The sequence below is a fragment of the Mycobacterium sp. SA01 genome (assembly GCF_041287105.1).
Taxonomy (GTDB): domain Bacteria; phylum Actinomycetota; class Actinomycetes; order Mycobacteriales; family Mycobacteriaceae; genus Mycobacterium.
This window is the reverse complement of sequence record NZ_JBGGNO010000019.1, coordinates 245,285-266,691: the sequence shown is the minus strand read 5'-3', so window position 1 is coordinate 266,691 and position 21,407 is coordinate 245,285. Positions and strand designations below refer to the sequence as shown.

Annotated in this window: 25 protein-coding genes; 13 read left to right on the top strand and 12 right to left on the bottom strand. The window is 67.4% G+C overall.

The window, feature by feature from the left end; all coding sequences use genetic code 11:
- The first annotated feature begins 1 nt into the window (after position 1).
- The 3 genes from AB4879_RS17240 (at position 2) to AB4879_RS17230 (ending at position 3,055) form a co-directional block, all read left to right on the top strand.
- Entirely contained in the window at positions 2 to 505 is a 504-nt protein-coding gene (locus AB4879_RS17240; protein ID WP_370508557.1) for a hypothetical protein, read from the top strand.
- Between the two features lie 59 nt (positions 506 to 564).
- Complete coding sequence (locus tag AB4879_RS17235; protein WP_370508556.1) at positions 565 to 1,722, top strand: ferredoxin reductase; 1,158 nt, start codon at positions 565 to 567, stop codon at positions 1,720 to 1,722.
- Positions 1,723 to 1,792: 70 nt separating this feature from the next.
- Entirely contained in the window at positions 1,793 to 3,055 is a 1,263-nt protein-coding gene (locus AB4879_RS17230) for a fatty acid desaturase (RefSeq protein WP_370508555.1), read from the top strand.
- Between the two features lie 90 nt (positions 3,056 to 3,145).
- Here the strand turns inward: AB4879_RS17230 and AB4879_RS17225 are convergent, their stop codons facing one another.
- The 3 genes from AB4879_RS17225 to aroA are packed head-to-tail and all read right to left on the bottom strand — an operon-like array spanning position 3,146 to position 6,316.
- On the bottom strand, positions 3,146 to 3,994 hold the full coding sequence (locus AB4879_RS17225; RefSeq protein WP_370508554.1) for an aldo/keto reductase: 849 nt from the start codon (positions 3,992 to 3,994) through the stop codon (positions 3,146 to 3,148).
- 40 nt (positions 3,995 to 4,034) lie between these two features.
- Positions 4,035 to 5,024, bottom strand: coding sequence for a ribosome small subunit-dependent GTPase A (gene rsgA / locus AB4879_RS17220; protein ID WP_370508553.1), 990 nt, complete (start codon positions 5,022 to 5,024; stop codon positions 4,035 to 4,037).
- On the bottom strand, positions 5,021 to 6,316 hold the full coding sequence (aroA, locus tag AB4879_RS17215) for a 3-phosphoshikimate 1-carboxyvinyltransferase (RefSeq protein ID WP_370508552.1): 1,296 nt from the start codon (positions 6,314 to 6,316) through the stop codon (positions 5,021 to 5,023). The genes rsgA and aroA overlap by 4 nt, the downstream gene beginning before the upstream one ends.
- A gap of 35 nt (positions 6,317 to 6,351) precedes the next feature.
- Here aroA and AB4879_RS17210 point away from each other — a divergent pair, with 35 nt between their 5' ends.
- The 3 genes from AB4879_RS17210 (at position 6,352) to AB4879_RS17200 (ending at position 10,589) form a co-directional block, all read left to right on the top strand.
- The gene (locus AB4879_RS17210; RefSeq protein WP_370508551.1) at positions 6,352 to 7,116 is read left to right on the top strand and encodes an SOS response-associated peptidase; all 765 of its coding nucleotides are present in this window, start codon (positions 6,352 to 6,354) and stop codon (positions 7,114 to 7,116) included.
- 55 nt (positions 7,117 to 7,171) lie between these two features.
- Entirely contained in the window at positions 7,172 to 8,710 is a 1,539-nt protein-coding gene (locus AB4879_RS17205) for an aldehyde dehydrogenase family protein (RefSeq protein WP_102809896.1), read from the top strand.
- Between the two features lie 127 nt (positions 8,711 to 8,837).
- Positions 8,838 to 10,589, top strand: coding sequence for a diguanylate cyclase domain-containing protein (locus tag AB4879_RS17200; RefSeq protein ID WP_370508550.1), 1,752 nt, complete (start codon positions 8,838 to 8,840; stop codon positions 10,587 to 10,589).
- Positions 10,590 to 10,593: 4 nt separating this feature from the next.
- Here AB4879_RS17200 and AB4879_RS17195 read toward each other — a convergent pair whose 3' ends face one another.
- Both AB4879_RS17195 and AB4879_RS17190 read right to left on the bottom strand, forming a co-directional pair.
- On the bottom strand, positions 10,594 to 11,439 hold the full coding sequence (locus AB4879_RS17195) for an NAD(P)-dependent oxidoreductase (protein WP_102809894.1): 846 nt from the start codon (positions 11,437 to 11,439) through the stop codon (positions 10,594 to 10,596).
- Positions 11,440 to 11,448: 9 nt separating this feature from the next.
- On the bottom strand, positions 11,449 to 11,937 hold the full coding sequence (locus AB4879_RS17190) for a YbaK/EbsC family protein (RefSeq protein ID WP_370508549.1): 489 nt from the start codon (positions 11,935 to 11,937) through the stop codon (positions 11,449 to 11,451).
- Between the two features lie 244 nt (positions 11,938 to 12,181).
- Here AB4879_RS17190 and AB4879_RS17185 point away from each other — a divergent pair, with 244 nt between their 5' ends.
- Together AB4879_RS17185 and rsrA are read left to right on the top strand one after the other, a co-directional pair.
- The gene (locus tag AB4879_RS17185; protein WP_199190070.1) at positions 12,182 to 12,838 is read left to right on the top strand and encodes a sigma-70 family RNA polymerase sigma factor; all 657 of its coding nucleotides are present in this window, start codon (positions 12,182 to 12,184) and stop codon (positions 12,836 to 12,838) included.
- Entirely contained in the window at positions 12,835 to 13,149 is a 315-nt protein-coding gene (gene rsrA, locus AB4879_RS17180; RefSeq protein WP_102809892.1) for a mycothiol system anti-sigma-R factor, read from the top strand. The genes AB4879_RS17185 and rsrA overlap by 4 nt, the downstream gene beginning before the upstream one ends.
- A gap of 62 nt (positions 13,150 to 13,211) precedes the next feature.
- Here the strand turns inward: rsrA and AB4879_RS17175 are convergent, their stop codons facing one another.
- Positions 13,212 to 13,286, bottom strand: coding sequence for a 50S ribosomal protein bL37 (locus AB4879_RS17175; protein ID WP_085976028.1), 75 nt, complete (start codon positions 13,284 to 13,286; stop codon positions 13,212 to 13,214).
- A 140-nt stretch (positions 13,287 to 13,426) separates the two neighbouring features.
- Here AB4879_RS17175 and AB4879_RS17170 point away from each other — a divergent pair, with 140 nt between their 5' ends.
- Together AB4879_RS17170 and AB4879_RS17165 are read left to right on the top strand one after the other, a co-directional pair.
- Complete coding sequence (locus AB4879_RS17170; protein ID WP_036345994.1) at positions 13,427 to 13,642, top strand: biotin/lipoyl-binding carrier protein; 216 nt, start codon at positions 13,427 to 13,429, stop codon at positions 13,640 to 13,642.
- 5 nt (positions 13,643 to 13,647) lie between these two features.
- Entirely contained in the window at positions 13,648 to 15,144 is a 1,497-nt protein-coding gene (locus tag AB4879_RS17165; protein ID WP_370508548.1) for a sensor histidine kinase, read from the top strand.
- Between the two features lie 88 nt (positions 15,145 to 15,232).
- Here the strand turns inward: AB4879_RS17165 and AB4879_RS17160 are convergent, their stop codons facing one another.
- Together AB4879_RS17160 and AB4879_RS17155 are read right to left on the bottom strand one after the other, a co-directional pair.
- The gene (locus AB4879_RS17160; RefSeq protein WP_047329519.1) at positions 15,233 to 15,487 is read right to left on the bottom strand and encodes a WhiB family transcriptional regulator; all 255 of its coding nucleotides are present in this window, start codon (positions 15,485 to 15,487) and stop codon (positions 15,233 to 15,235) included.
- 249 nt (positions 15,488 to 15,736) lie between these two features.
- The gene (locus AB4879_RS17155) at positions 15,737 to 16,744 is read right to left on the bottom strand and encodes a diacylglycerol kinase family protein (RefSeq protein WP_370508547.1); all 1,008 of its coding nucleotides are present in this window, start codon (positions 16,742 to 16,744) and stop codon (positions 15,737 to 15,739) included.
- A 91-nt stretch (positions 16,745 to 16,835) separates the two neighbouring features.
- Between AB4879_RS17155 and AB4879_RS17150 the strand changes: the two genes are divergently transcribed.
- The gene (locus AB4879_RS17150) at positions 16,836 to 17,309 is read left to right on the top strand and encodes a GtrA family protein (RefSeq protein WP_102809889.1); all 474 of its coding nucleotides are present in this window, start codon (positions 16,836 to 16,838) and stop codon (positions 17,307 to 17,309) included.
- Here AB4879_RS17150 and AB4879_RS17145 read toward each other — a convergent pair.
- On the bottom strand, positions 17,269 to 17,868 hold the full coding sequence (locus AB4879_RS17145; RefSeq protein WP_370508546.1) for a TetR family transcriptional regulator: 600 nt from the start codon (positions 17,866 to 17,868) through the stop codon (positions 17,269 to 17,271). The genes AB4879_RS17150 and AB4879_RS17145 overlap by 41 nt on opposite strands.
- Before the next feature lie 53 nt (positions 17,869 to 17,921).
- Here AB4879_RS17145 and AB4879_RS17140 point away from each other — a divergent pair, with 53 nt between their 5' ends.
- Together AB4879_RS17140 and AB4879_RS17135 are read left to right on the top strand one after the other, a co-directional pair.
- Positions 17,922 to 18,791: a lysophospholipid acyltransferase family protein gene (locus AB4879_RS17140; protein WP_370508545.1), complete on the top strand. Its 870-nt coding sequence runs from the start codon at positions 17,922 to 17,924 to the stop codon at positions 18,789 to 18,791.
- A 22-nt stretch (positions 18,792 to 18,813) separates the two neighbouring features.
- The gene (locus AB4879_RS17135; RefSeq protein WP_102809888.1) at positions 18,814 to 19,206 is read left to right on the top strand and encodes a hypothetical protein; all 393 of its coding nucleotides are present in this window, start codon (positions 18,814 to 18,816) and stop codon (positions 19,204 to 19,206) included.
- Here AB4879_RS17135 and AB4879_RS17130 read toward each other — a convergent pair.
- From AB4879_RS17130 to AB4879_RS17120, 3 genes are read right to left on the bottom strand one after another with little or no spacing between them, the layout of a single operon-like run.
- The gene (locus AB4879_RS17130; RefSeq protein WP_102809887.1) at positions 19,203 to 19,679 is read right to left on the bottom strand and encodes a GNAT family N-acetyltransferase; all 477 of its coding nucleotides are present in this window, start codon (positions 19,677 to 19,679) and stop codon (positions 19,203 to 19,205) included. The two genes, AB4879_RS17135 and AB4879_RS17130, sit on opposite strands and share 4 nt — an antisense overlap.
- A complete protein-coding gene (locus AB4879_RS17125; RefSeq protein ID WP_370508544.1) occupies positions 19,676 to 20,770 on the bottom strand; it encodes an isochorismate synthase MenF in 1,095 nt (364 codons plus the stop codon). Before AB4879_RS17125 ends, AB4879_RS17130 begins: the two co-directional genes overlap by 4 nt.
- Positions 20,770 to 21,381 carry an acid phosphatase gene (locus AB4879_RS17120; RefSeq protein WP_370508543.1) on the bottom strand — a complete coding sequence of 204 codons (612 nt, stop codon included), beginning with the start codon at positions 21,379 to 21,381 and terminating at the stop codon, positions 20,770 to 20,772. Before AB4879_RS17120 ends, AB4879_RS17125 begins: the two co-directional genes overlap by 1 nt.
- Between the last annotated feature and the right edge of the window lie 26 nt (positions 21,382 to 21,407).

Here is a 21,407-nt window from a genome sequence, read left to right as displayed (position 1 = left end):
GATGCGGGTCTATATCCCAGCCACTTTGGCCATGCTGCAACAGCTGGTCGCCGACGGGTCGCTGCAGCCGTTGAGCGGGACGGCGTTCGCCGTCACGCCGACTCTGCGGGAGTCCTACGCCGAGGGCGATGACGAGGAGCTGGCCGAGGTCGCGATCGGAGAAGCCGCGCTGGCGTCGCTGCGGCTGCTGGCCGCCGAATCCGAACGCGCGGACGCGGAGATGCCGCTGCGCCGGGCGGTGCTGATCGCCGATGCGGATGCGACCCCGCGCCCTGACCTCGACGATGCGGTGGTGCGGGTCAGCGGGCGGGTGAACCTGGACCAGGTGGTGGCCGCCTATGTCGACAATTCCGTGGCCGAGCCGGCGGTCAAGGCCGCGATCGCGGTGATCGACGACGCCGATCTGGGCGATGAGGATGCCGAATTCGTCGTCGGCGACGCTGCGGACCATTCCCTGGCCTGGTACGGAACCCAGGAGCTGCCGTTCCTGCTCGATTTGCTCTGAGCCTGGATACGGAACCGTAAGTTACGGTACCGTAGGTTTAACGGCGAAGGAGGTGCGCAATGGCGAAGAACCAGGTCAAGATCAGTGCGAACGTGGTCGACACCGTGCGACCGAAGGTGGCCGGTGAGGGACGCAATCCCGCGATCGACGCGGTGCGGGCACTGTTCGGGCGGATCACCACACCGCTGCTGCCCGATGACTATCTGAAGCTGGCCAACCCGTTGTGGTCGGCGCGCGAACTGCGCGGCCGGGTGGTCGAGGTGCGGCGGGAGACCGAGGATTCGGCGACGCTGGTGATCAAGCCGGGCTGGGGGTTCACCTTCGATTACCAAGCCGGCCAGTACATCGGTATCGGCCTGCTGGTCGACGGCCGCTGGCGGTGGCGGTCGTATTCACTGACCTCGAGCCCGCACGCCGACGGCGCGGGTCGCTCGCGCACCATCACGATCACCGTCAAGGCCATGCCGGAGGGCTTCCTGTCGACTCACCTGGTCGGCGGCGTCACTCCCGGCACGATCGTGCGACTGGCCGCGCCGCAGGGCAATTTCGTGATGCCGGACCCGTCGCCCGCGTCGGTGCTGTTCTTGACCGGTGGCTCCGGAATCACCCCGGTGATGTCGATGCTGCGGACGCTGGAGCGTCGCGATCAGATCGGCGACCTGGGTCATATCGTCCATATCCATTCGGCCCCAACCGAATCCGATGTGATGTTTGCCGGCGAGCTCGCGCAGCTGGCTCGCGAGCACGACGGATATCGGCTGACCGTCCGTACCACCCGCACCGAGGGTCGCCTGGACCTGGGCCGGCTCGACGATCTGGTCCCGGACTGGCGGGAGCGCCAGACGTGGGCCTGTGGTCCGGAGGGGATGCTCACCGAGGCCGAGAAGGTATGGCAGGCCGCCGGCATCGGCGACCGCCTGCATCTGGAGCGGTTCGCGGCGTCCCGGACGGCCACCCACGGGGAGGGCGGGACGGTGACGTTCGGCCGCAGTGGCAAGTCCGTACAGGTGGATGCGGCGACGTCGCTGATGGAGGCCGGTGAGCAGGCTGGATTGCGGATGCCGTTCGGCTGCCGGATGGGCATCTGCCAGTCGTGTGTGGTGCCCCTGGTGGAAGGCCACGTCCGCGACCTGCGTACGGGTGCGGAGCACGAGCCGGGCACCCGAATTCAGACGTGTATTTCGGCCGCTTCGGGCGACTGTGTGGTTGACGTCTGAGGTTTACTGGCTAGTAACCTACGGGTACGTAGGTTACGGTAGCGTAGGCACAAGAAGGGAGGCGTGACTAATGGCTATTACCGATGTGGAAGCGTTTACGCATCTGACTGATGCAGACATCGAAAGCTTGGCGGTTGAGCTCGACGCCATCCGCCAGGACATCGAAGATTCCCTCGGCGCGCGGGATGCGCGCTATATCCGCCGCACCATCGCCGCCCAGCGCGGTCTCGAGGTCGCCGGGCGACTGATGCTGGCTGCCAGCTCCAAACGATCCGCCTGGTGGGCGGGCACCGTGACCCTGGGCGTGGCCAAGATCATCGAGAACATGGAGATCGGCCACAACGTCATGCACGGCCAGTGGGACTGGATGAACGATCCCGAGATTCACTCCTCGTCGTGGGAGTGGGACATGAGCGGGGCGTCCAAGCACTGGCGGTTCACCCACAACTTCATGCACCACAAGTACACCAACATCCTCGGTATGGACGATGACGTCGGCTACGGCGTCATCCGGGTCACCCGCGATGCCAAGTGGAAGCCGTTCAACCTGTACGGCAACCTGCTGTTCAACACCCTGCTGGCGATCGGCTTCGAGTGGGGTGTCGGCCTGCAGCACCTGGAGCTCGGCAAGATCTCCAAGGGCCGCGACGACCGCAAGGCCACCCTGATCCGGGTGCGTGAGTTCGGCGCCAAGGCGGGACGGCAGCTGCTCAAGGACTACGTGGCCTACCCGGCGATCACGTCGTTGTCGCCCGGCGCCACCTACCGCTCGACGGCCACCGCCAACGCTGTGGCCAACGTGATCCGCAACGTGTGGGCCAACGCGGTGATCTTCTGCGGCCACTTCCCGGATGGCGCAGAGAAATTCACCAAGACCGACATGGTCGGTGAGAGCAAGGGCCAGTGGTATCTGCGCCAGATGCTGGGTAGCGCCAACATCTCAGGCAGCCGCGCCATGGACTTCATGACCGGCAACCTGTCGTACCAGATCGAGCACCACTTGTTCCCTGACCTGCCCAGCAACCGGTACCACGAGATCTCGGTGCGGGTGCGGCAGATTTGCGACAAGTACGACCTGCCCTACACCACGGGCCCGTTCTTGGTGCAGTACGCCAAGACCTGGCGCACGATCGCCAAGCTGTCGTTGCCGGACAAGTACCTGCGCGACACCGCCGACGATGCACCTGAGACCCGCAGCGAGCGGATGTTCGCCGAGCTCGAATCGGGCTACGCGGGTGTGGACCCGGCGACCGGCCGCAAGCGCGGGCTCAAGACCGCGATCGCGACGGCTCGTCAGAAGCGACGCGCCAAGCGCGCGGCCAAGGCCGCCTAGCGTTTTATCGAGATCGACGCCGGCGAGGAAAAGTTCGAATAACTCCCTCGCTGGCGTCGATCTCGTCTTTACCAGCGTCTCGGCTACCGGTTACTTCGGGATGTAGTCGAAGGTGTCCGGGTTCGGACCACGCCGACCGGCTTCGCCCTGGTCCAGCGCGGTGATGGCGTCGATGTCGTCGTCGCCGAGTTCGAAGTCGAAGATCTCCAGGTTCTCCTTGATCCGCTCCGGGGTAACGGATTTCGGGAACACGATGTCGCCGCGTTCGATGTGCCAGCGCAGCACCACCTGGGCAGGGCTCTTACCCAGCCGCTCGGCGATCGTGCCGATCACCGGATCGCCGAGCACCGCGCCCTGAGCGATCGGCGACCACGCCTCGGTGAGGATGGTGTGGTCGGTGCCGTACGCGCGCAGCTCGTCGTTGGCGAAGTAGGGGTGCACCTCGATCTGGTTGACGGCGGGCACCGTCTCGGTGTCGCGGGCCAGGGTCTCCAGATGGTGGATCTGGAAGTTGGACACCCCGATGCTGCGGGCCCGGCCGTCATTCTTGAACTCCTCCAACGTCTTCCAGGTGGAGACGAAGTCGCCGTCATACAGCGTCGGCAGCGGCCAGTGGATCAGGAACAGGTCGACGTAGTCGAAGCCGAGCGCCTCGATCGTCGCGTCGAACGCGCGCCGCGCATCGTCGGGCTTGTGGAATCCGTTGTTGAGCTTGCTGGTGATGTACACCTCGCCGCGGTCGATGCCGAAGTCCCGGACGCCCTGCCCGACGCCCTTCTCGTTCTGATACATCTCGGCGGTGTCGATGTGGCGATAGCCGATTTCGAGGGCGGTGCGCACCGCGGACGCGGTTTCGTCCGGGTCGATCTGGAAGACGCCGAACCCCAGCTGCGGGATCGTGGTGCCGTCATTGAGTGTCAAGCTCGGAACAGTGCTCATGTGTGCGGCGTGCCCTCTCGGTTGGTGTTGCAAACAATTATCAGTACGCCGCGCCGTCTGACAACGCGGCGAGTAGCCGTCGGGCCGCTGCGACTCGCCGCGCGGGCGCGCCGGTGAGCGAGTCCAGGGCGCACTCCGGGTCGGCGGGCGGGCCGAGGTGGCCGCATCCACGCGGGCAGTCTTCGATGGCCTCCGCCAGATCCGAAAACGCCCGCAGCACATCGTCGGGCTGGATATGGGCCAGCCCGAACGATCTGATGCCCGGGGTGTCGACCACCCAGCCGCCGCCCGGTAGCGGCAGCGCCACCGACTGCGTGGAGGTGTGTTTGCCCTTGCCGACCCCGGACACTTCGCCGGTGGCTCGAAATGCCTGCGGAACAAGGCGATTCACCAGAGTGGACTTACCGACCCCGGAGTGGCCGAGCAACACGGTGACCTGTCCCGCCAGCATTTCCTCGACGTCGTCGATCGGGTCGCCGCGCCCCGCGGTCAGCACGGTGAGGTCCAGATCGGTGAACTGCTCGGCGAACGACTCGGCCGGCATCAGATCCGTCTTGGTCAGGCACAGGATCGGCCGTAGCCCGCCGGCGTACGCCGCGATCAGTGCACGGTCCACCAGGCCGGTGCGCGGCGGGGGATCGGCCAGCGCCACCACCATCAGCAACTGGTCGGCGTTGGCGACCACCACCCGCTCGGTCGGATCGGTGTCATCGGCGGTGCGGCGCAACACCGTTCGCCGTTCACCGCGCCGCACGATCCGGGCCAGCGTGTCCGGCCGTCCGGTCAGGTCGCCGACGACATCGACCTGGTCGCCGACGACGATCGGGGTGCGGCCCAGTTCCCGAGCCCGCATCGCCGTGACGAGCCGATGCGGATCATCGCCAAGGACGCAGCCCCAGCGGCCGCGGTCGACGGTGACCACCATGCCCGCCTCGGCGTCGGCGTGCTCGGGCCGGGTTTTGGTGCGCGGGCGCGAGCCACGGCCCGACCGGATCTTGACGTCGGACTCGTCGTACTCGCGTGGGCTCAACCGACCCCCACCATCTCGGTCCACAGCGCCGCGAACTCCGGCAAGGTTTTGGCGGTCGTCCCGATGTCCTCGACTTCGACACCGGGCACGCGGAGCCCGATGATGGCCCCGGCCATCGCCATTCGGTGGTCGGCGTACGAACGCCAGGTGCCCCCGTGTAGCGCTGTCGCGGTGATCACCAGGCCGTCGTCGGTCTCGGTGCACTGGCCGCCGAGCCCGCCGATCTCGGCGCTCAGCGCCGCCAGCCGGTCGGTCTCGTGGCCGCGCAGATGGGCGATGCCGGTCAGCCGCGACACCGAGCCCGGTGCGGCCAGGGCGGCCAGGGCGGCCACCGCGGGGGCCAGTTCACCGACGTCGTGCAGGTCCACCTCGAAGCCGTCGTAGGATTGCGGACCTTGTACCTCGAGGTGCGAATCTGATTGGTGCACAGTCGATCCCAAAAGCTTGAGGATACCCAGGATGGTGTCGGCGGGTTGGACGCTGGCTGACGGCCAGCCGGCGATCCCCACCGCCCCACCGGTCACCACACCCGCGGCAAGGAACGGGACCGAGTTGGACAGGTCCGGCTCGACGTCCCAGTGCCGGGCCGCGATCGGTCCCGGCGCCACCCGCCACTGATTGGTGGTGGCGTCGTCGACGTCGACACCGGCCTCCCGCAGCATCGCCACGGTCATCGCGATGTGCGGAGCCGACGGCACCGACGTGCCGGTGTGCGCGACGGTCAGGCCCTCGGTGAAGGCCGCGCCCGACAACAGCAGACCCGAGACGAACTGGGAGGAGCTCGACGCGTCGATGCGCACCGTGCCGCCGTCGACCGCGCCGCGGCCGTGGACCTCGAACGGCAGGCCGCTGCCGTGGATGTCGACACCGAGTCCCCGCAACGCGTCCAGCAGGGGAGCGATCGGCCGCGTTCGGGCTTGTTCGTCACCGTCGAATACGACGACGGCATTGCTCAGTGCTGCCAGCGGCGGAACGAACCGCAACACGGTTCCGGCCAATCCGCAGTCGATCCGCGCGTATGGGCCCGGGTCGAGCGCCCCGCCGACCGTCAGTTCGGCGCCCGCGCCGGACACGTCGATGCCGAGGGCCGCGATGGCCCCGATCATCAGGTCGGTGTCCCGGCTTCGCAGTGCGCCGCTGATCGTGGAGGTGCCCTGACCTTGGGCGGCGGCCAGCGCCGCGAGCACCAGGGTGCGGTTGGTCTGCGATTTCGAGCCGGGCACGGTGACGCGCGCATGCACCGGCGACGACGTTGACGGCGCGGCCCACAACTCGGTGCTCACGGCATACATCCTGCCCTGTCGGGATCGTGCGCCACCATGGAGTCATGTGCGGACGATTCGCGGTGACCACCGACCCGGCCCTGCTGGCCGAGAAGATCCACGCCATTGACGAAGCCACCGAGGCGGCGAAGGAGGCGCGCGGGCCCAACTACAACGTCGCCCCCACCGCCACCGTCGCCACGGTGGTCAGCAGGCACGACGATCCGGACGACACCCCGACCCGGCGGGTCCGGATGATGCGCTGGGGTCTGGTGCCGCCCTGGGTGAAGGCGACCGCCGACGGGGCCCCCGACAACAAGGGCCCCCTACTGATCAACGCTCGAGCTGAAAAGGTCACCAGTTCACCGGCATTCCGTGCCGCGGCGAAGAGCAAGCGCTGCCTGGTTCCGATGGACGGCTACTACGAGTGGAAGCCCAACCCGGACGCCCCGGCCGGCAAGAAGTCCCGTAAGACGCCGTACTTCATGTTCCGGGCGGACGGCGAGCCGCTGTTCATGGCGGGGCTGTGGTCGGTGTGGAAAGCACGTGACGAGGCGTCGCCGCTGCTGACGTGCACGATCATCACCACCGACGCGGTGGGCGAGCTCGCCGAGATCCACGACCGGATGCCGCTGGTGCTCGACGAGGCGGACTGGGACCGCTGGCTGGATCCCGATCAGCCTGCCGACCCCGAGCTGTTGTCGGCACCGCCCGACATCGCCGGTATCGATCTCCGCGAGGTCTCCACGCTGGTCAACAGTGTCCGCAACAACGGTCCGGAGCTCATCGAGCCTGCCGATCCACACAACCAACCGGTTGGCCTGTTCTAGCGACGCGGTGCCGGTTAGGCTCACAGCCAAGACCTGACCAGCGAGAGGAGCGGCCATGACCGCCGTCGAGCCCAAGGCCGACAAGGCCACGATCACCGTGCACAACCCGGCCGACGGCCGCGTCGCCGGTTCCGTGCCGGTCGACGGTCCGGACGCCGTCGCCGCGAAAGCCCGCGAGCTCCGGTTGTTCCAAACCGAGTGGGAAGAGATCGGCCCGCGCGGACGCAAGGTCTGGATGTACAAGTGGCAGGACTGGATCCTCGACAACGCCGATCACCTGACCGAGGTGTTGATGTCGGAGTCGGGCAAGTCACGCAACGACGCCAGCCTCGAGCCGGTGGCGATCGCCGACTCGATCAAGTACTGGGCCGGCAACGCCGAAGCCTTTCTGGCCGACGCGCACCCCAAGCCGCACAGCCCGCTGTACAAGATCAAGAAGCTCACCACCCGCTACCGCCCGTACCAGTTGGTCGGGATCATCGAGCCGTGGAACTTCCCGCTGGCGATGCTGGCCCTCGACGTGGTGCCCGCGCTCGCCGCGGGGGCGGCGGTGTTGCTGAAACCGTCTGAGGTGACGCCACTTTCGGCCGTCGAGTTCGCCCGGGGCTGGACCGAGGTCGGCGCGCCGCCCGTGCTGAGCCTGGCGACCGGCTACGGCGAGACCGGCGCCGCGGTGATCAACAATGCCGATTACGTGCACTTCACCGGATCGACCGCCACCGGCCGCAAGGTCGCGGTGGCCTGTGCCGAGCGGCTGATCCCGTTCAGCCTGGAGCTCGGCGGCAAGGATCCGGCGATCGTGCTGGCCGACGCCGACATCGATCGCGCCGCCAACGGCATCGCCTGGGGCGGGATGTTCAACTCCGGGCAGGTGTGCATCTCGGTGGAGCGGGTGTACGTGGAGGCTCCGGTGTACGACGAGTTCATCGGCAAGCTCACCGCAAATGTCCGCAATCTTGCTCAGGGGCAAGAAGATTCGGGCTTCAAGTACGACACCGGCGCGATGGCCACCGCGGCCCAGCGTGACATCGTCGACGGCCACGTCAAAGACGCCGTCGCTGCCGGCGCGCGGGTGCTGACCGGGGGCAAGCCCACCGGTGTCGGCACGTTCTACCAGCCGACCGTGCTTGCCGACGTCACCCCGACCATGTCCTGCATTGCCGAGGAGACCTTCGGCCCGACGCTGCCGGTGGTGAAGGTCGCCGACGAGGAGGAGGCCATCCGGTTGGCCAACGACTCCAAGTACGGGTTGTCGGCCACGGTGTGGACCGGCGACATCGAACGCGGTGAGCGGGTGGCCCGTCGCCTGGAGTGCGGCGCGGTCAACATCAACGACGCCCTGACCAACGTGTTCTGCCCGTCGCTTCCGATGGGCGGCTGGAAGGACTCCGGCATCGGCTACCGGGCCGGCGGCCCCAGCGGGCTGATCAAGTTCTGCCGCCAGCAGGCGATCACGGCTCCGCGAATTCCCACCCAGAAGTCAGAGCTGGTCTGGTACTCGTCGTCGCGGCGGCAGGGCCGGATCGCGCTGGCGGCGATGCGGGCCTTCGCGGGCAACGGTGTTCGCCGCTTCGGGCTTCGCCCGAAGAACTAGCAGCGCCCAGGCACTCGCGGCATTGACTTAAGTCACCTGCGTTTGCCGACGTAATGCCCGGTGAACGCGCGTCCCGGTGATACCCCGGTACGGCACAATGCCGGTACACCGTTGTACGGGGGATCCGATGGCCGAGACCGAGCTCGACGCGCAGCTCGAAACTCTGGTGCGTCGAGCCGGCCGCACGGCCTTGGCGGTGGTCTTTGTGGTCACCGCTGCGGACTGGCTCGGCTGGGCGACCGGTACCGAGCGGTTGACGAGAGTGTTTCGGTCGTGGCCGCAGATGACGCCGTGGGGCGCGCTGGTGATGGCCACTCTGGGTGTGGCAATCCTGTTGCAGTCTGGCCGACCCAAACCCGGGCGGGTGTGGGTCGCGCGCGCGTTGGCCATGGCGTGTGCGGCGATAGCGACGGTATTCATCGCCGAATACGCAACCGGCGTGCCCTTCGGCGTGGACAGGCTGTGGTTCCCGGGCGGCGTCGCGGTCATGGAGCGGCCATATCCGGGTCGCCCGGCCGTGCAGACGGCGGTGACGGTCCTCTTGCTCGGGATCGCGGTCGCGCTGATGCGCCTGGACCATCGGGCGGTCAGATCGGTGCGAACTGTGTGCTTGGTGTCCGCGGCGATCATGCCGTTCCTGGTGACGGTGGTCTACACGTTCCACGCGCTCTCCGTCATCGAGACGACGCCGTCAACCGGGATGGGAATTGCGACCGCAGTCAGCTTGCTGCTGCTGATCGCCGCGACCTTCGCCGGGCGCGTCGACGCCAATCCAGTGGCGTGGCTGCTGGCGCGCCCCGATGGTCTGGGACTGGTTCGGATGGCTGCGTTGTTTGTCGCCTTGCCGCTGGTCGTCGGGCTGTCCCGGTTGGCGTTCCTCGCATTCGGGGTCGAGGAGGGTGCGGTGTGGCCGCTGTCGATCTCGGCGGGCGCCGCGGTGATCGGCGTCGCGGTGTTCTATCTGAGTCAGCGTGAACAGCGCCTGCTGCTCGACAGGGCACTGCTGATCCGCGAACGCGAGGACGCCGAAGCGCGCTATCGCATCCTCGCCGAGAACGCCGTGGACGCCGTCATCCATGTGCGAGGAACCCAGGTTGTGTGGGCTTCGCCCTCTGTCCGAACGACTTTCGGCGACCGATCGTGGATCGGCTCGGAGTTCGATCGCCACATCCACGCCGACGATGTGGGTTTGGTCAGCGTGGGACGACAGCCCACCGGCGCCGCGGAACCCGCGGTCGAACGGTTCCGGATCATGCGCGCCGACGGCGGACACCACTGGGTCGACTGTCGCTCGAAACCATACGTGGCCGGCGACGGGGAGACCGACGGTGTGATCGCGGCCCTGCGCGTCGTCGATGACCAGGTCGAGTTCGAGCGCCGGCTCGAGCGGCTGGCCCGGTTCGACGAACTCACCGGGCTGGTCAACCGGGCCGAGGCGATCGCCCGCCTCGAATCAGCGCTGGCCGCCCTGGCGTCCGACGGTGGCTGCCTGGGTGTGCTGTTCTGCGACGTCGACGGTTTCAAACGCATCAACGATGCGTGGGGGCACGCGGTGGGGGACATCGTGCTCGCCGCCCTGGCGAGCCGCATCCGTGACTGCGTGCGTCAGGGCGACACGGTCGGCCGCACCGGTGGGGACGAGATCCTCGTCCTGTTGCCCGCGGTCCGCGACCTCGACGCCGTCATCGAAATCGCGGAATCGATCCGGCATCGCGCGGCCGAACCGATCTTCCATCCGGGCGGAATCATCCACGCCAGCTTGAGCATTGGTGCCACTCTCGCGGTTCCCGGCGAAACTGCCACCACTGCGGCGGCGCGCGCCGACGAGGCGATGTACCGGGCCAAGGAGACCGGCCGCAACACCGTCGTCCAGGTGTAGGCGCCTAGGTGCGATACCCGGGCGGATTGGGGGTGTCGACCCACAGGTCCACCCCCAACTCCGAACCCGGAATGCAGTCATAGACCGACAGGTCGCTGACGCCGGAGTCCACCAGCACGTCCTCGCACAGCAGCGTCTGCCCGGTGTATTCGCGGGCCGGCTTGCTCAGCACCGCGTAGGCGGCGTCGGCGTAGACCTCGGGCTTGCGGGAGCGGGCCATCGCCTCGTCACCGCCCAGCAGGTTCTGCACCGCCGCGGTGGCGACCATGGTGCGCGGCCAGAGCGTGTTGGAGGCGATGCCGGCGTCGCGCATCTCTTCAGCGATTCCCAAGGCGCACAACGTCATTCCGAACTTCGCCATCATGTAGGGGGTTGGCTTGAGCCACTGCGATTCCAGACGGATCGGCGGCGAGAGCGTCAGGATGTGCGGATTCTCCCGGCCCTTCATGTGCGGGATGCACGCCTGCGAGACGGCGTAGGTGCCGCGCACCTGGATACCGTTCATCAAGTCGAACCGCTTGAGCGGCACCTCCTCGATGGAGCCGAGGTTGATGGCCGAGGCGTTGTTGACACAGATGTCGATGCCACCGAACTGCTCGACGGCCTTGGCCACGGCGGCGGCCACCGAGTCGCCGTCGCGGACGTCGCCGACGATCGGCAGAGCCTGGCCGCCGGCCTCTTCGATCTCCTTGGCGGCGGTGTAGATGGTGCCGGGCAACTTCGGATGCGGCTCGGTGGTCTTGGCCACCAGCGCGATGTTGGCGCCGTCGGCGGCGACGCGTTTGGCGATGGCCAGGCCGATGCCGCGGCTGGCTCCCGAGATGAACATGGTCTTGCCGGAGAAGGACATTCCGTCACCCTAGACGGCGCGGATGTCGGCAGTCACCGCCTCGGTCAGCCGAATCAGATCCTGGGGGGCCAGTGCGACATCCCAGCCCCGCTTGCCCGCGCTGCACAGCACCCGGTCATACCCCAGCGCCGAGCTGTCGACCACCGTCGGCAGCCGCTTGCGCTGGCCCAGCGGCGAGATCCCGCCGAGCACGTAACCGGTGGCCCGTTCGGCGGCGGCACGGTCGGCCATCGCCGCCTTGGCGAGCCCCAACGCGGCGGCGGCGGCCTTCAGCGACAGCTTCCACGGCACCGGCAACACCGCCACCGCCAGCACCGAACCGGACGCGATCACCAGCGTCTTGAAGATCTGTTCGGGCACCACCGAATCACCAGCCAGAGCGGCGACCGCCTCGTCGCCATAGGAGTCCGAGCGGGGGTCATGGTGATAACGCAGCACCTCATGGGGTGCATCGGCCGCGATCAGCGTGGCGATCGCAGGGGTGGCCGCACGACTCACGGGGCACAGAATAACCACGGGAAATAGCGCGGTGAGAAATCCTGTTGTGGACATTGGTCGCAGCTCTCGAGGCCCGCGACCGAAAAGATGTTGGTCACAGCCTTAGGATTGGAAGGAGAGAAGTCCGGTGTCAGCTGCAGTCTGCATGATGGCCGATGAGCAGGCACCCGCACTTTTCATCCGTCCGATACCGCTGCTGGAGCCCGTCCCGGGCGCAGCGGCAGAAGGGACTGTGTCACCCACAATGACCGACATCGACAGCGCCGACGGTTCGGGCCCAGCCCAGGTCGCCGAACGCGAAGAGTCCGATGCGGAGTTGACGGCACGCTTCGAGCGTGACGCCATTCCGCTGCTGGACCAGCTCTACGGCGGTGCACTCCGCATGACGCGCAACCCGGCCGACGCCGAAGACCTGTTGCAGGAAACCATGGTCAAGGCGTACGCCGGCTTCCGGTCGTTCCGCGAGGGCACCAACCTCAAAGCCTGGTTGTACCGGATTCTGACGAACACCTACATCAACAGTTATCGCAAGAAGCAGCGCCAGCCGGCCGAGTATCCGACCGAGGAGATCACCGACTGGCAGTTGGCGGCCAACGCCGAGCACACCTCCACAGGTCTGCGGTCGGCAGAGGTCGAGGCCCTCGAGCTGCTGCCCGACACCGAGATCAAGGAAGCTCTGCAGGCGTTGCCGGAGGAGTTTCGGATGGCGGTGTACTACGCCGACGTCGAGGGCTTCCCGTACAAGGAGATCGCCGAGATCATGGATACCCCGATCGGGACGGTGATGTCCCGGCTGCACCGAGGTAGGCGCCAGCTGCGCGGCCTGCTGGCCGACGTCGCGAAGGAACGTGGATTCAGCCGCGGGAACGCGGAAGATGCGCCGGAGGAGGTGTCGTCATGAGCGACGATCAGGTATCGGGCGGCGAAGCTGAGTGGCGCCCGCCGATCGGACCGATCGACCCCGACCACCCCGAGTGCGCTGCGGTGATTGCCGAGGTCTGGACGCTGCTCGACGGTGAATGCACCACCGAGACGCGTGACCGCCTGCGTCATCACCTCGAAGAGTGCCCGACGTGCCTGCGGCATTACGGCGTCGAGGAGCGGATCAAGAAGCTGGTCGCGTCGCGGTGCAGTGGGGAGAAGGCGCCCCAGCACCTGCTGGAGAAGGTACGGCTACAGATCAGCCAGACCACGATCATCCGGCGCGGCTGACGCGCCGACAAATAAAGGGCCCGGCATGATGCCGGGCCCTTTATAACTAGCCTGAGTGTGTATCAGGCGTTGGGACGCCTGCCGTGATTGGCTTTGCTGTGCTTGCGGTCACGCTTCTTACGACCACGCTTGGCCATGATGTACCTCCATTGATTTACAGCTGCATGCTTGAGCTCTGAATAAATTGTCTCACGGCGCAGTCGAACCTCTGACCACCCGGTGTTGTGGTTCGATAGAGCGGCATTGAGAGACGAGCGGTACCAAGAGTGAGGTGAAGATGGCCGAGGATGTGCGCGCCGAAATCGTGGCCAGTGTGCTCGAGGTAGTGGTCAGCAAGGGTGACCAGATCGGCGCGGGAGACACCCTGGTGCTGCTGGAGTCCATGAAGATGGAGATCCCGGTGCTGGCCGAAGTCGGCGGCACCATCACCGAGGTCAGCGTGTCCGTGGGCGACGTCATCCAGGCCGGCGACCTCATTGCCGTGATCGACTAGCCCCGGTGTCCACCCTCGGTGACCTGCTCGCCGAGCACACGATGCTGCCGGGCAGTGCGGTGGATCATCTGCATGCGGTGGTGGGTGAGTGGCAGCTCTTGGCGGACCTGTCGTTCGCCGACTATCTGATGTGGGTGCGCCGCGACGACGGCGCGCTGGTCTGTGTGGCCCAATGCCGACCCAACACCGCCCCGACGGTCCTGATCCGGGATGCCGTCGGCTCCGTCGTCGCGGACGGTGATCTGCCGCTGGTGACGTCGGCCTTCACGTCGGGCGCGATCGGGCGCGGCGACAGCGATCTCGAGCTGCGCGAACCCGCGATCAACGTCGAAGCGGTCCCGGTGCGCTACAGCAACCAGGTGGTGGCCGTGCTGACCCATCAGACCGCCCTGGCCGAGCGGCGCACGTCGTCGCCGCTGGAGCGGGCCTACCTGGACTGCGCGGGCAACCTGCTGCACATGCTGTCGGAGGGCACCTTCCCCAACGTGGGGGACCTGGCGCTGTCCCGGTCGAGCCCACGCGTCGGCGACGGATTCATCCGCCTCGACGTCGACGGGGTCGTCGCCTATGCCAGCCCCAATGCGCTGTCGGCCTATCACCGGATGGGGTTGGCGGCCGAGTTGGAGGGCCACAACCTGGTGGTCATCACCCGGCCGCTGATCTCCGACCCGTTCGAGGCCCAGGAGTTGGCCGAACACGTCCGTGACTCACTGTCCGGCGGGTCGAGCATGCGCCTGGAGGTCGACGCCGGCGGGGCGGCGGTATTGCTGCGCACGCTGCCGCTGGTGGTTCACGGCGCCGCTGCGGGGGCGGCGGTGCTGATCCGGGACGTCACCGAGGTCAAGCGCCGCGACCGCGCGCTGCTGTCCAAGGACGCGACCATCCGCGAGATCCACCACCGGGTGAAGAACAACCTTCAGACCGTCGCCGCGCTGCTGCGCCTGCAGTCCCGCCGGACCAGCAACGAGGAGGCCCGCGAGGCGCTGATGGAGTCGGTGCGACGGGTCGCGTCGATTGCTCAGGTTCACGAGGCGCTGTCGATGTCGGTGGACGAGGAGGTCAACCTCGACGAGGTCATCGACCGGATCCTGCCGATCATGAACGACGTGGCCCGGGTCGACAGCCCCATCCGGATCAACCGGGACGGGGCGTTGGGGGTGCTCGACGCCGACCGGGCCACGGCACTGGTGATGGTGGTCACCGAGTTGGTGCAGAACGCCATCGAGCATGCCTTCGAGTCCTCGGCCAAGCAGGGCTGCGTGACCATCCGGGCGGAGCGGTCAGCGCGGTGGCTGGACGTCGTCGTGCATGACGACGGGCGTGGGCTTCCGGAAGGGTTCTCGCTGGAGAAGTCCGACCGGCTGGGCCTGCAGATCGTGCGGACGCTGGTCACCGCCGAGCTGGACGGCTCGCTGGGAATGCATGACGTCCCGGGCGGCGGTACCGATGTTGTGTTGCGCGTACCACTCGGCAGGCGTTCGAGTGCGCGACTTCCCCAATAGCAAATGTGACCGGGACGACATTTGCAAATAGAAATCGCGGCCCTGGCATTTGCCGGGGCCGCGATGTCAAAATTGCCGAAAGGGCGGGCTAGACGCTGCTGCGTGCGCGGGTGCGAGCATTGCGACGCTTGAGCGCACGGCGCTCGTCCTCGCTCATGCCGCCCCAGACGCCGGCATCCTGGCCGGAATCCAAAGCCCAGGTCAGGCACTCCGTGGTGACCGGACAGCGGTTGCAGACGAGCTTCGCGTCAGCGATCTGGGCGAGCGCCGGGCCGCTGTTCCCCACGGGGAAGAACAGTTCCGGATCCTCGTCACGGCAGACCGCCTTATGGCGCCAATCCATTTGTCGCTACTCCTTACTATGTGCGCAACGAAGCGCACGTGATTTTTCTTCGGCTGTTAATGCGGTGCACACAAATGTTTCTGTGTTGTTGCATCCGATCGTTTCACGTCCTCGACGGATGTCAATAGAACTCAGTTAACACGTGGGCAATGTCACTACAAGGTCTGGCTGGGGGTGGGTTACCGAACCCTCTATCCGTTTGTACTACACTCAACCCATCTGCGCCCTGAATCCTTTGGCGCGACCCCATTACTGCTGGTCAGGGCCCTTCACCGCGGGCGGGGCGACGACGCTGAGGGCGCCCGGAACCACGCGGAACGTCATTTCCGAGCGCAACCCCAGGAAATCTCCGTCGATCTGGCTGGCGACCGGTTCGTCGGCCGTGACCCGCACCCACGCCACGTCGTCGTGGCGGATCAGGTGCTTGGCCTTGATCACCGGCTTCTTCGACAGCATCCGGCGCACCAGCATGAGGTTGCGCCAGACGTTCATGCTGGTGATCGCGAAGACGCCCAGGCCCGTCTCGAAGGTGGTGTCCGGGTTGGTCCACACCGGCCTGGTGTTGGCGTACGTCCAGGGGCTGGAGTTGGAGATGAACGCGAAGTACACACCGCTTTGCGGTGGCTGGCCGGGCAGTTCGAGGGTCATCAGTGGCTCGTTGCGTGCGCTGGCCAGCATCTCGCGGACCGCCACGCGAATGTAGCGGCCCGGGGTGACCTTGCGGCCTTTGGCGCGCTGCGCCTCGACGGCTGCCACCACGTCGCCGTCCACCCCCATGCCTGCGGTGAACACCGCCCAGCGTTCACCGCAGTCCATCAACCCGATCTCGCGCCAGGCCGCGCCGTCGCGGCGCGCGCTGAGCAGGTCGACCAGCTGGTTTGTCGCCACGATCGGGTCGGGGCTGATGCCCAGTGCGCGGGCGAACACGTTGGCCGAGCCGCCGGGTACCACCGCCACCGCGGGCATCGTCTCCGGCAACGCCCCTTGTTCATGCCCGGGTCGCTGCGCTCCTGCCCGTCGGCCTGGCCGGCCCAGCAGCCCATTGACCACTTCGTTCACCGTTCCGTCGCCGCCGTGGACGATGATCACGTCGGTGCCGTCGTTCCTCGCCGCCTCGGCGATCTCGATGGCGTGCCCGCGGTGGTCGGTATGTACGACCGACAGGTCCACTCGGCTCTCCAGCGCGTGGGCGAGGAGGTCGCGGCCGGCCGCAGTGGTGGAAGTGGCGTTCGGGTTGACGATCAGGACGGCGCGCACGAGCCATGAGCCTAGACGGGTGCGGGAGGGCTCTTCGAAGTGTTTGTCTGCTCATCACGAAGCGGACAGCTGCCGGTGGCATGCTCGCGACGTGGTCGTGGGGTCGGAGCCGGATGCGGTCAGTGCTGTCGGCTGGTTCCACCGGGCTTGCGAGTCGGTGGTCAAGTGTTTGCCGTTCGGGCTGAATTCGGTTGTGCCGCCGACCTTCCTGGGCTTCGTGGTGATCAACTCCGGCACTTTCGCGCTCGACCTGCTGGTGCTTACGGTGCTGCACGGGGTGCTGCACGTGACGTTCGGGGCGGCGGTGACGGTGGCCTACGTGTGCGCGTTCGCGGCCAGTTATGTGCTCAACCGGGTAGTGAATTTCCAGTCGCACGGCGCGGTGGGACCGCAGGTTGGTGTCTACGTCGTCGTGGTGGTGATCAACTATCTGGCGTTCATCCTCGGCGTCTCCACCGGATTGCGGGCCCTTGGTGTCGAGTACCACGTGGCCCGGATGGCGGCGGGGGCCTGCGAGGGCATTTTCATGTACTGCGCGATGCGGTGGGTGGTGTTCCGGCGCTAGGGGCGATGACGCGGGCTGCCGCCTCGACGGCCGCGGCGCGTCGACCAGCCAGTACCGCCGCCGAGGTGGTCGCGGCAGCAGGGTCGGGCCAGTGTGCCCAGGCCAACGCGATCCCCAAGAGGATGACGATCAGGTCGGTTGGATCCCAGGACGCGTCGACGTGGCCCGTGGCCTGAGCTTCCTCGATCGCGGCGAGGGCCAGCTGGGGTAGGGGTAGCCCGTCGGCGCTGGGTGGCTCCAGTGGCAGCCCCTCGAGATGTGCCCACGAGACCATCCGGTGGTGCTCGGGCCGGCGCACGCTCAAGTCGAACATCCCGCCGACGAATTCGGGCACATCGTCGGGCAACATCCGCACCGCCTGGAAGAACTCCGCGACGTTGGTGGCGAGCACCTCCCGGAAGAGCGTCTCCTTGTCGCCGAAGTGGGCGTAGAGGCGTTCTTTGCTGGCGCTGGCCGTCGCCGCGATGCGGTCGATGCGGGCGCCGGCGAATCCGTGCCGGGCGAACTCGCTGCGAGCGGCAGCCAGGATCTCCTCGCGCAGCTCTGAGGTGCTTCTCATGAACATCGAGTATAAAGAACGAACTAGTTCGTCTGACGATAGGAGTGGGCGACATGGTCGCCAAGAGCAGCCAAGCAGCCGTCGACGTGGCGGCCGTCATGAATCACCCGCGGCGGGTCCGCGCCATCAAACACGTGCTGGGCGCCGTCGCGGACGGGATCCACCCGGTGGTCGACCTGTGGCGCCCCTACATCGACGGGGTGCACAACCTACCCGCTGACGGCCGATTCCTGTTGGTGGGTAACCACACTCAGGGCGGCGCCGAAGCTCTGCTGATCCCGTACGCGGTGCGCCGGGAGATCGGGGTGCGGGTGCGCCCGCTGGCCGACCGTCAGTTCGGGCAGATGCCTGGCCTGTTCGGCGACCTGCTGGCGGCGTTCGGCGGCGTGGTCGGTGCGCCGGAGACCGCCCGTGAACTCATGCGTCACGACCAGACCATCCTGGTCTTCCCCGGTGGTGGTCGGGAGATCCCGAAATTCAAGGGTGAGGAGTACACCCTGCGCTGGCAGGGCCGGTCCGGGTTCGCGCGGATCGCGGTGGAGAACGGTTATCCGATCGTCCCGGTGGGACTCGTCGGAGGTGACGACGTGTACCGAAGCCTGACGACGCGGGACAGCGCGTGGGGTCGGTTCAGCGAGTCCGTGAGCGGTCGCTTCAGCGGCCGACAGGATATGGCGATGCCGCTGATGCGCGGTATCGGACCGACTCTCATTCCCCGGCCGGAGCGGATGTATCTGCGGTTCGGCACCCCGATCGACACCACCACGCCGGTGGGGATCGACGCCTCGGGCTGGGCTGACGAGGTCAAGCGCAGTACGCAGACCGCGCTCGAGCAGATTCTCGACGACCTTCTCAGCCTGCGGGAGTCGGACCCCTACCGGAGCCTCAGCCCGCTGGGCTGGTCTCGCGCCGCGCGCCCGTGACGCGACCGGTTACCTTACGAAGGTGACCGAATCCGTTGTCCCGCCCGTGGTCCGCTACGCCGGCTTCGCGGCGGCCGCTGAAGGTGTCGTGGCGATCGTGGTGGCCGTGGTGTTGGTGGTGCGCGGTGTGTCCGGCGCTGACCAACACATCGTCAACGGCTATGGCACGGCGGGCTGGTTCGCGGTGATGGGCGCCGCGGTGGCGGCCGCCGGCTGGGGGCTGATCACCGGGCGCCGCTGGGGCCGGGGCATCGCGGTGTTCGCCAACCTGCTGCTGCTGCCGGTGGCCTGGTACATCGTGGCCGCCCATCAGCCGGGCTACGCGATTGCGATGGGTGGGGTGGCCATCGCCGTGCTGGCGTTGCTGTTCAGTCCGCCTGCCCTGCGCTGGGCCTCCCGGGCGCAGGACAACTAGACCTCGGCCGCCAGCGCGTCGAGCTCAGGTCCGCTGACCCGGTAGTTGATCCATTCCGACATCTGCTTGCCGCCGACGGCGTCGTAGAGCGCGATCGCGTTGACGTTCCAGTCCAGCACTTCCCACGCCAACCGGGTGTAGCCGTTGTCGACGCATACCTTGGCCAGCGTCGCGAGCAGCGTGCGGGCCAGGCCGCGCCGGCGGAACTTGTCGCGCACGAAGAGGTCTTCCAGGTAGATGCCGGCGACGCCGTCCCAGGTGGAGAAGGTTCGGAACCACAGCGCCACCGCGGCGGCCTCGCCGTCGATCTCGACCAGGTGGCAGGATCCCACCGGGTTGTCGCCGAAAAGTGCTGCGGTGATTTGACTTTCGGTCACCGTGCACTGATCGAGGGCGTGCTCGAATTCGGCTAGTTCGCGGATCATCGCGACGATTTCGGGCTCGTCGCCGGGACGGGCCATCCGGATGATCATTGCTGCACCCCCAGGGCTGACAGGATGGTTTTGAATTTCGTTGTGGTCTCTGCGACTTCGTCATCGGCGTCGGATTCGGCGACGATACCGCCGCCGGCCTGGGCGAGCGCCCCCAGCCGGTCTGCGGACAGCTGCGCGCCGCGGATCGCCACCACCCATCGGCCGTCGCCGCGAGCATCGCACCAGCCCACGGCGCCTGCGTAGAAGCCGCGGTCACCTTCGAGTTGCGCAATCAGATCGACCGCCGCCTGGGTGGGCACCCCGCCGACAGCCGGGGTGGGATGCAGCGCCAGTGCCAAATCGATTGCGGTGGTGGAAGTGTCACGCAACCGGCCACGGATCGGGGTGGACAGATGCCACAGTGCGGCCGTGCGGCTCAGCTGCGGTTGCGGTGCGATCTCCAGTTCGGCGCACAGCGGCTCGAGCGCGGCGCGCATGGTGTCGACGACCAGCTGATGCTCGTGGCGGTTCTTGCCCGACTCGGCCAGCGCGGCCGCGTTGGCGGCGTCGGTCTGCGGATCGACCGACCGCGGCGCGGACCCGGCGAACGGCTGACAGGTGACCACGTCACCCGACCGGGCGACCAGCAGTTCGGGGCTGGCCCCGACCAGCGCGGTACCGGTGTGGTCACCGCCCGCGACGGACAGGTCGGCCAGGTAGGCGCATGCCTCGGCATCGGCGGCCACCAGCCGGTCCAGGATCGCCCGTGCGTCGAGTGGACCGTCGGCGACCAGGCGCAGTGCCCGCGCCAAAACGACCTTCTGCAAAGCACTTTCGGGCGCGGTCAGGCGATCCAGGGCGGCGCGGATTCGGGCGCGATGCTCAGCCGGCGCCGGAACCATCGCCTCGATGCGCACCGCGGGCAGCGGCGCTGCCGGCCAGGACGGCAGGGCGTCGCCGAACGTCACCGACACCGGCGTCAGCAGCGCCGCCCTGCTCCGGATGTCGAACGGCAGCGCGCCCACCACCACGTCCGCCGAGCCGTCGGCCAGCGCCGCCGCCGCCGCGGCGACGTCGTCGTACCCGGTCCGGATCCCCTCGGCGATGACTGTTCCGGCGGGGCCGCTCAGCACAAAGGTCGGAAGTGCCATCACGTCCCGGTGACCGGCTCGCGGTGGGTGGTCAAGCCCAGCGCCGAGAGCTGTCGCAGACCGTACTCGAAGCCGCACACCGCCACCGAGGCCGCGCCGAACCCGTAGCGCGCACCCTCACGCAGTGGCTGCTCCACCCAGCGCGTGACCACCGAGCGGGAGAAGTGCCCGTGTCCGACGAACACCACGTCGCGGTCGACCATGCGCTCCAGCGCGTAGGACACCGCCTGGTCGGCGCGCATGCTGACCTGGTCGACGCTCTCGCCGCCGGGGCAGCCGTAGGTCCACAGCAGCCAGCCCGGGGTCTCGGTGCGGATCTGGTGGGTCGTCAGGCCCTCGTAGTCGCCGTAATTCCACTCCGATAGCAGCGGCGACACATCATCCACCGTCAGCCCGGCCAGCTCGGCGGTCGCCAGGGCGCGCTTGCGGGGGCTGCTGACCACCAGCGGGTTGTCCAGGCCGAGGTGCTCGATCGTGCGCGCGGCCAGGGTGGCCTGCTCGCGCCCGTGTTCGGTGAGATCGAGGTCGGTGGTGCTGGTGTGTTGACCGCTCTTGGACCACTCGGTTTCGCCGTGCCGAAGCAGGACCAACCGATGCGTACCGACACTCACAATCAATGATTCTGCCCGATGACCAG

Bases quoted from the DNA above. Each gene is read 5' to 3' on its own strand.
- AB4879_RS17240 (WP_370508557.1), top strand. From the start codon at position 2: ATGCGGGTCTATATCCCAGCCACTTTGGCCATGCTGCAACAGCTGGTC.
- AB4879_RS17235 (WP_370508556.1), top strand. From the start codon at position 565: ATGGCGAAGAACCAGGTCAAGATCAGTGCGAACGTGGTCGACACCGTG.
- AB4879_RS17230 (WP_370508555.1), top strand. From the start codon at position 1,793: ATGGCTATTACCGATGTGGAAGCGTTTACGCATCTGACTGATGCAGAC.
- AB4879_RS17225 (WP_370508554.1), bottom strand. From the start codon at position 3,994: ATGAGCACTGTTCCGAGCTTGACACTCAATGACGGCACCACGATCCCG.
- aroA (WP_370508552.1), bottom strand. From the start codon at position 6,316: ATGTATGCCGTGAGCACCGAGTTGTGGGCCGCGCCGTCAACGTCGTCG.
- AB4879_RS17210 (WP_370508551.1), top strand. From the start codon at position 6,352: ATGTGCGGACGATTCGCGGTGACCACCGACCCGGCCCTGCTGGCCGAG.
- AB4879_RS17205 (WP_102809896.1), top strand. From the start codon at position 7,172: ATGACCGCCGTCGAGCCCAAGGCCGACAAGGCCACGATCACCGTGCAC.
- AB4879_RS17200 (WP_370508550.1), top strand. From the start codon at position 8,838: ATGGCCGAGACCGAGCTCGACGCGCAGCTCGAAACTCTGGTGCGTCGA.
- AB4879_RS17195 (WP_102809894.1), bottom strand. From the start codon at position 11,439: ATGTCCTTCTCCGGCAAGACCATGTTCATCTCGGGAGCCAGCCGCGGC.
- AB4879_RS17185 (WP_199190070.1), top strand. From the start codon at position 12,182: ATGACCGACATCGACAGCGCCGACGGTTCGGGCCCAGCCCAGGTCGCC.
- rsrA (WP_102809892.1), top strand. From the start codon at position 12,835: ATGAGCGACGATCAGGTATCGGGCGGCGAAGCTGAGTGGCGCCCGCCG.
- AB4879_RS17170 (WP_036345994.1), top strand. From the start codon at position 13,427: ATGGCCGAGGATGTGCGCGCCGAAATCGTGGCCAGTGTGCTCGAGGTA.
- AB4879_RS17160 (WP_047329519.1), bottom strand. From the start codon at position 15,487: ATGGATTGGCGCCATAAGGCGGTCTGCCGTGACGAGGATCCGGAACTG.
- AB4879_RS17145 (WP_370508546.1), bottom strand. From the start codon at position 17,868: ATGAGAAGCACCTCAGAGCTGCGCGAGGAGATCCTGGCTGCCGCTCGC.
- AB4879_RS17140 (WP_370508545.1), top strand. From the start codon at position 17,922: ATGGTCGCCAAGAGCAGCCAAGCAGCCGTCGACGTGGCGGCCGTCATG.
- AB4879_RS17130 (WP_102809887.1), bottom strand. From the start codon at position 19,679: ATGATCATCCGGATGGCCCGTCCCGGCGACGAGCCCGAAATCGTCGCG.
- AB4879_RS17125 (WP_370508544.1), bottom strand. From the start codon at position 20,770: ATGGCACTTCCGACCTTTGTGCTGAGCGGCCCCGCCGGAACAGTCATC.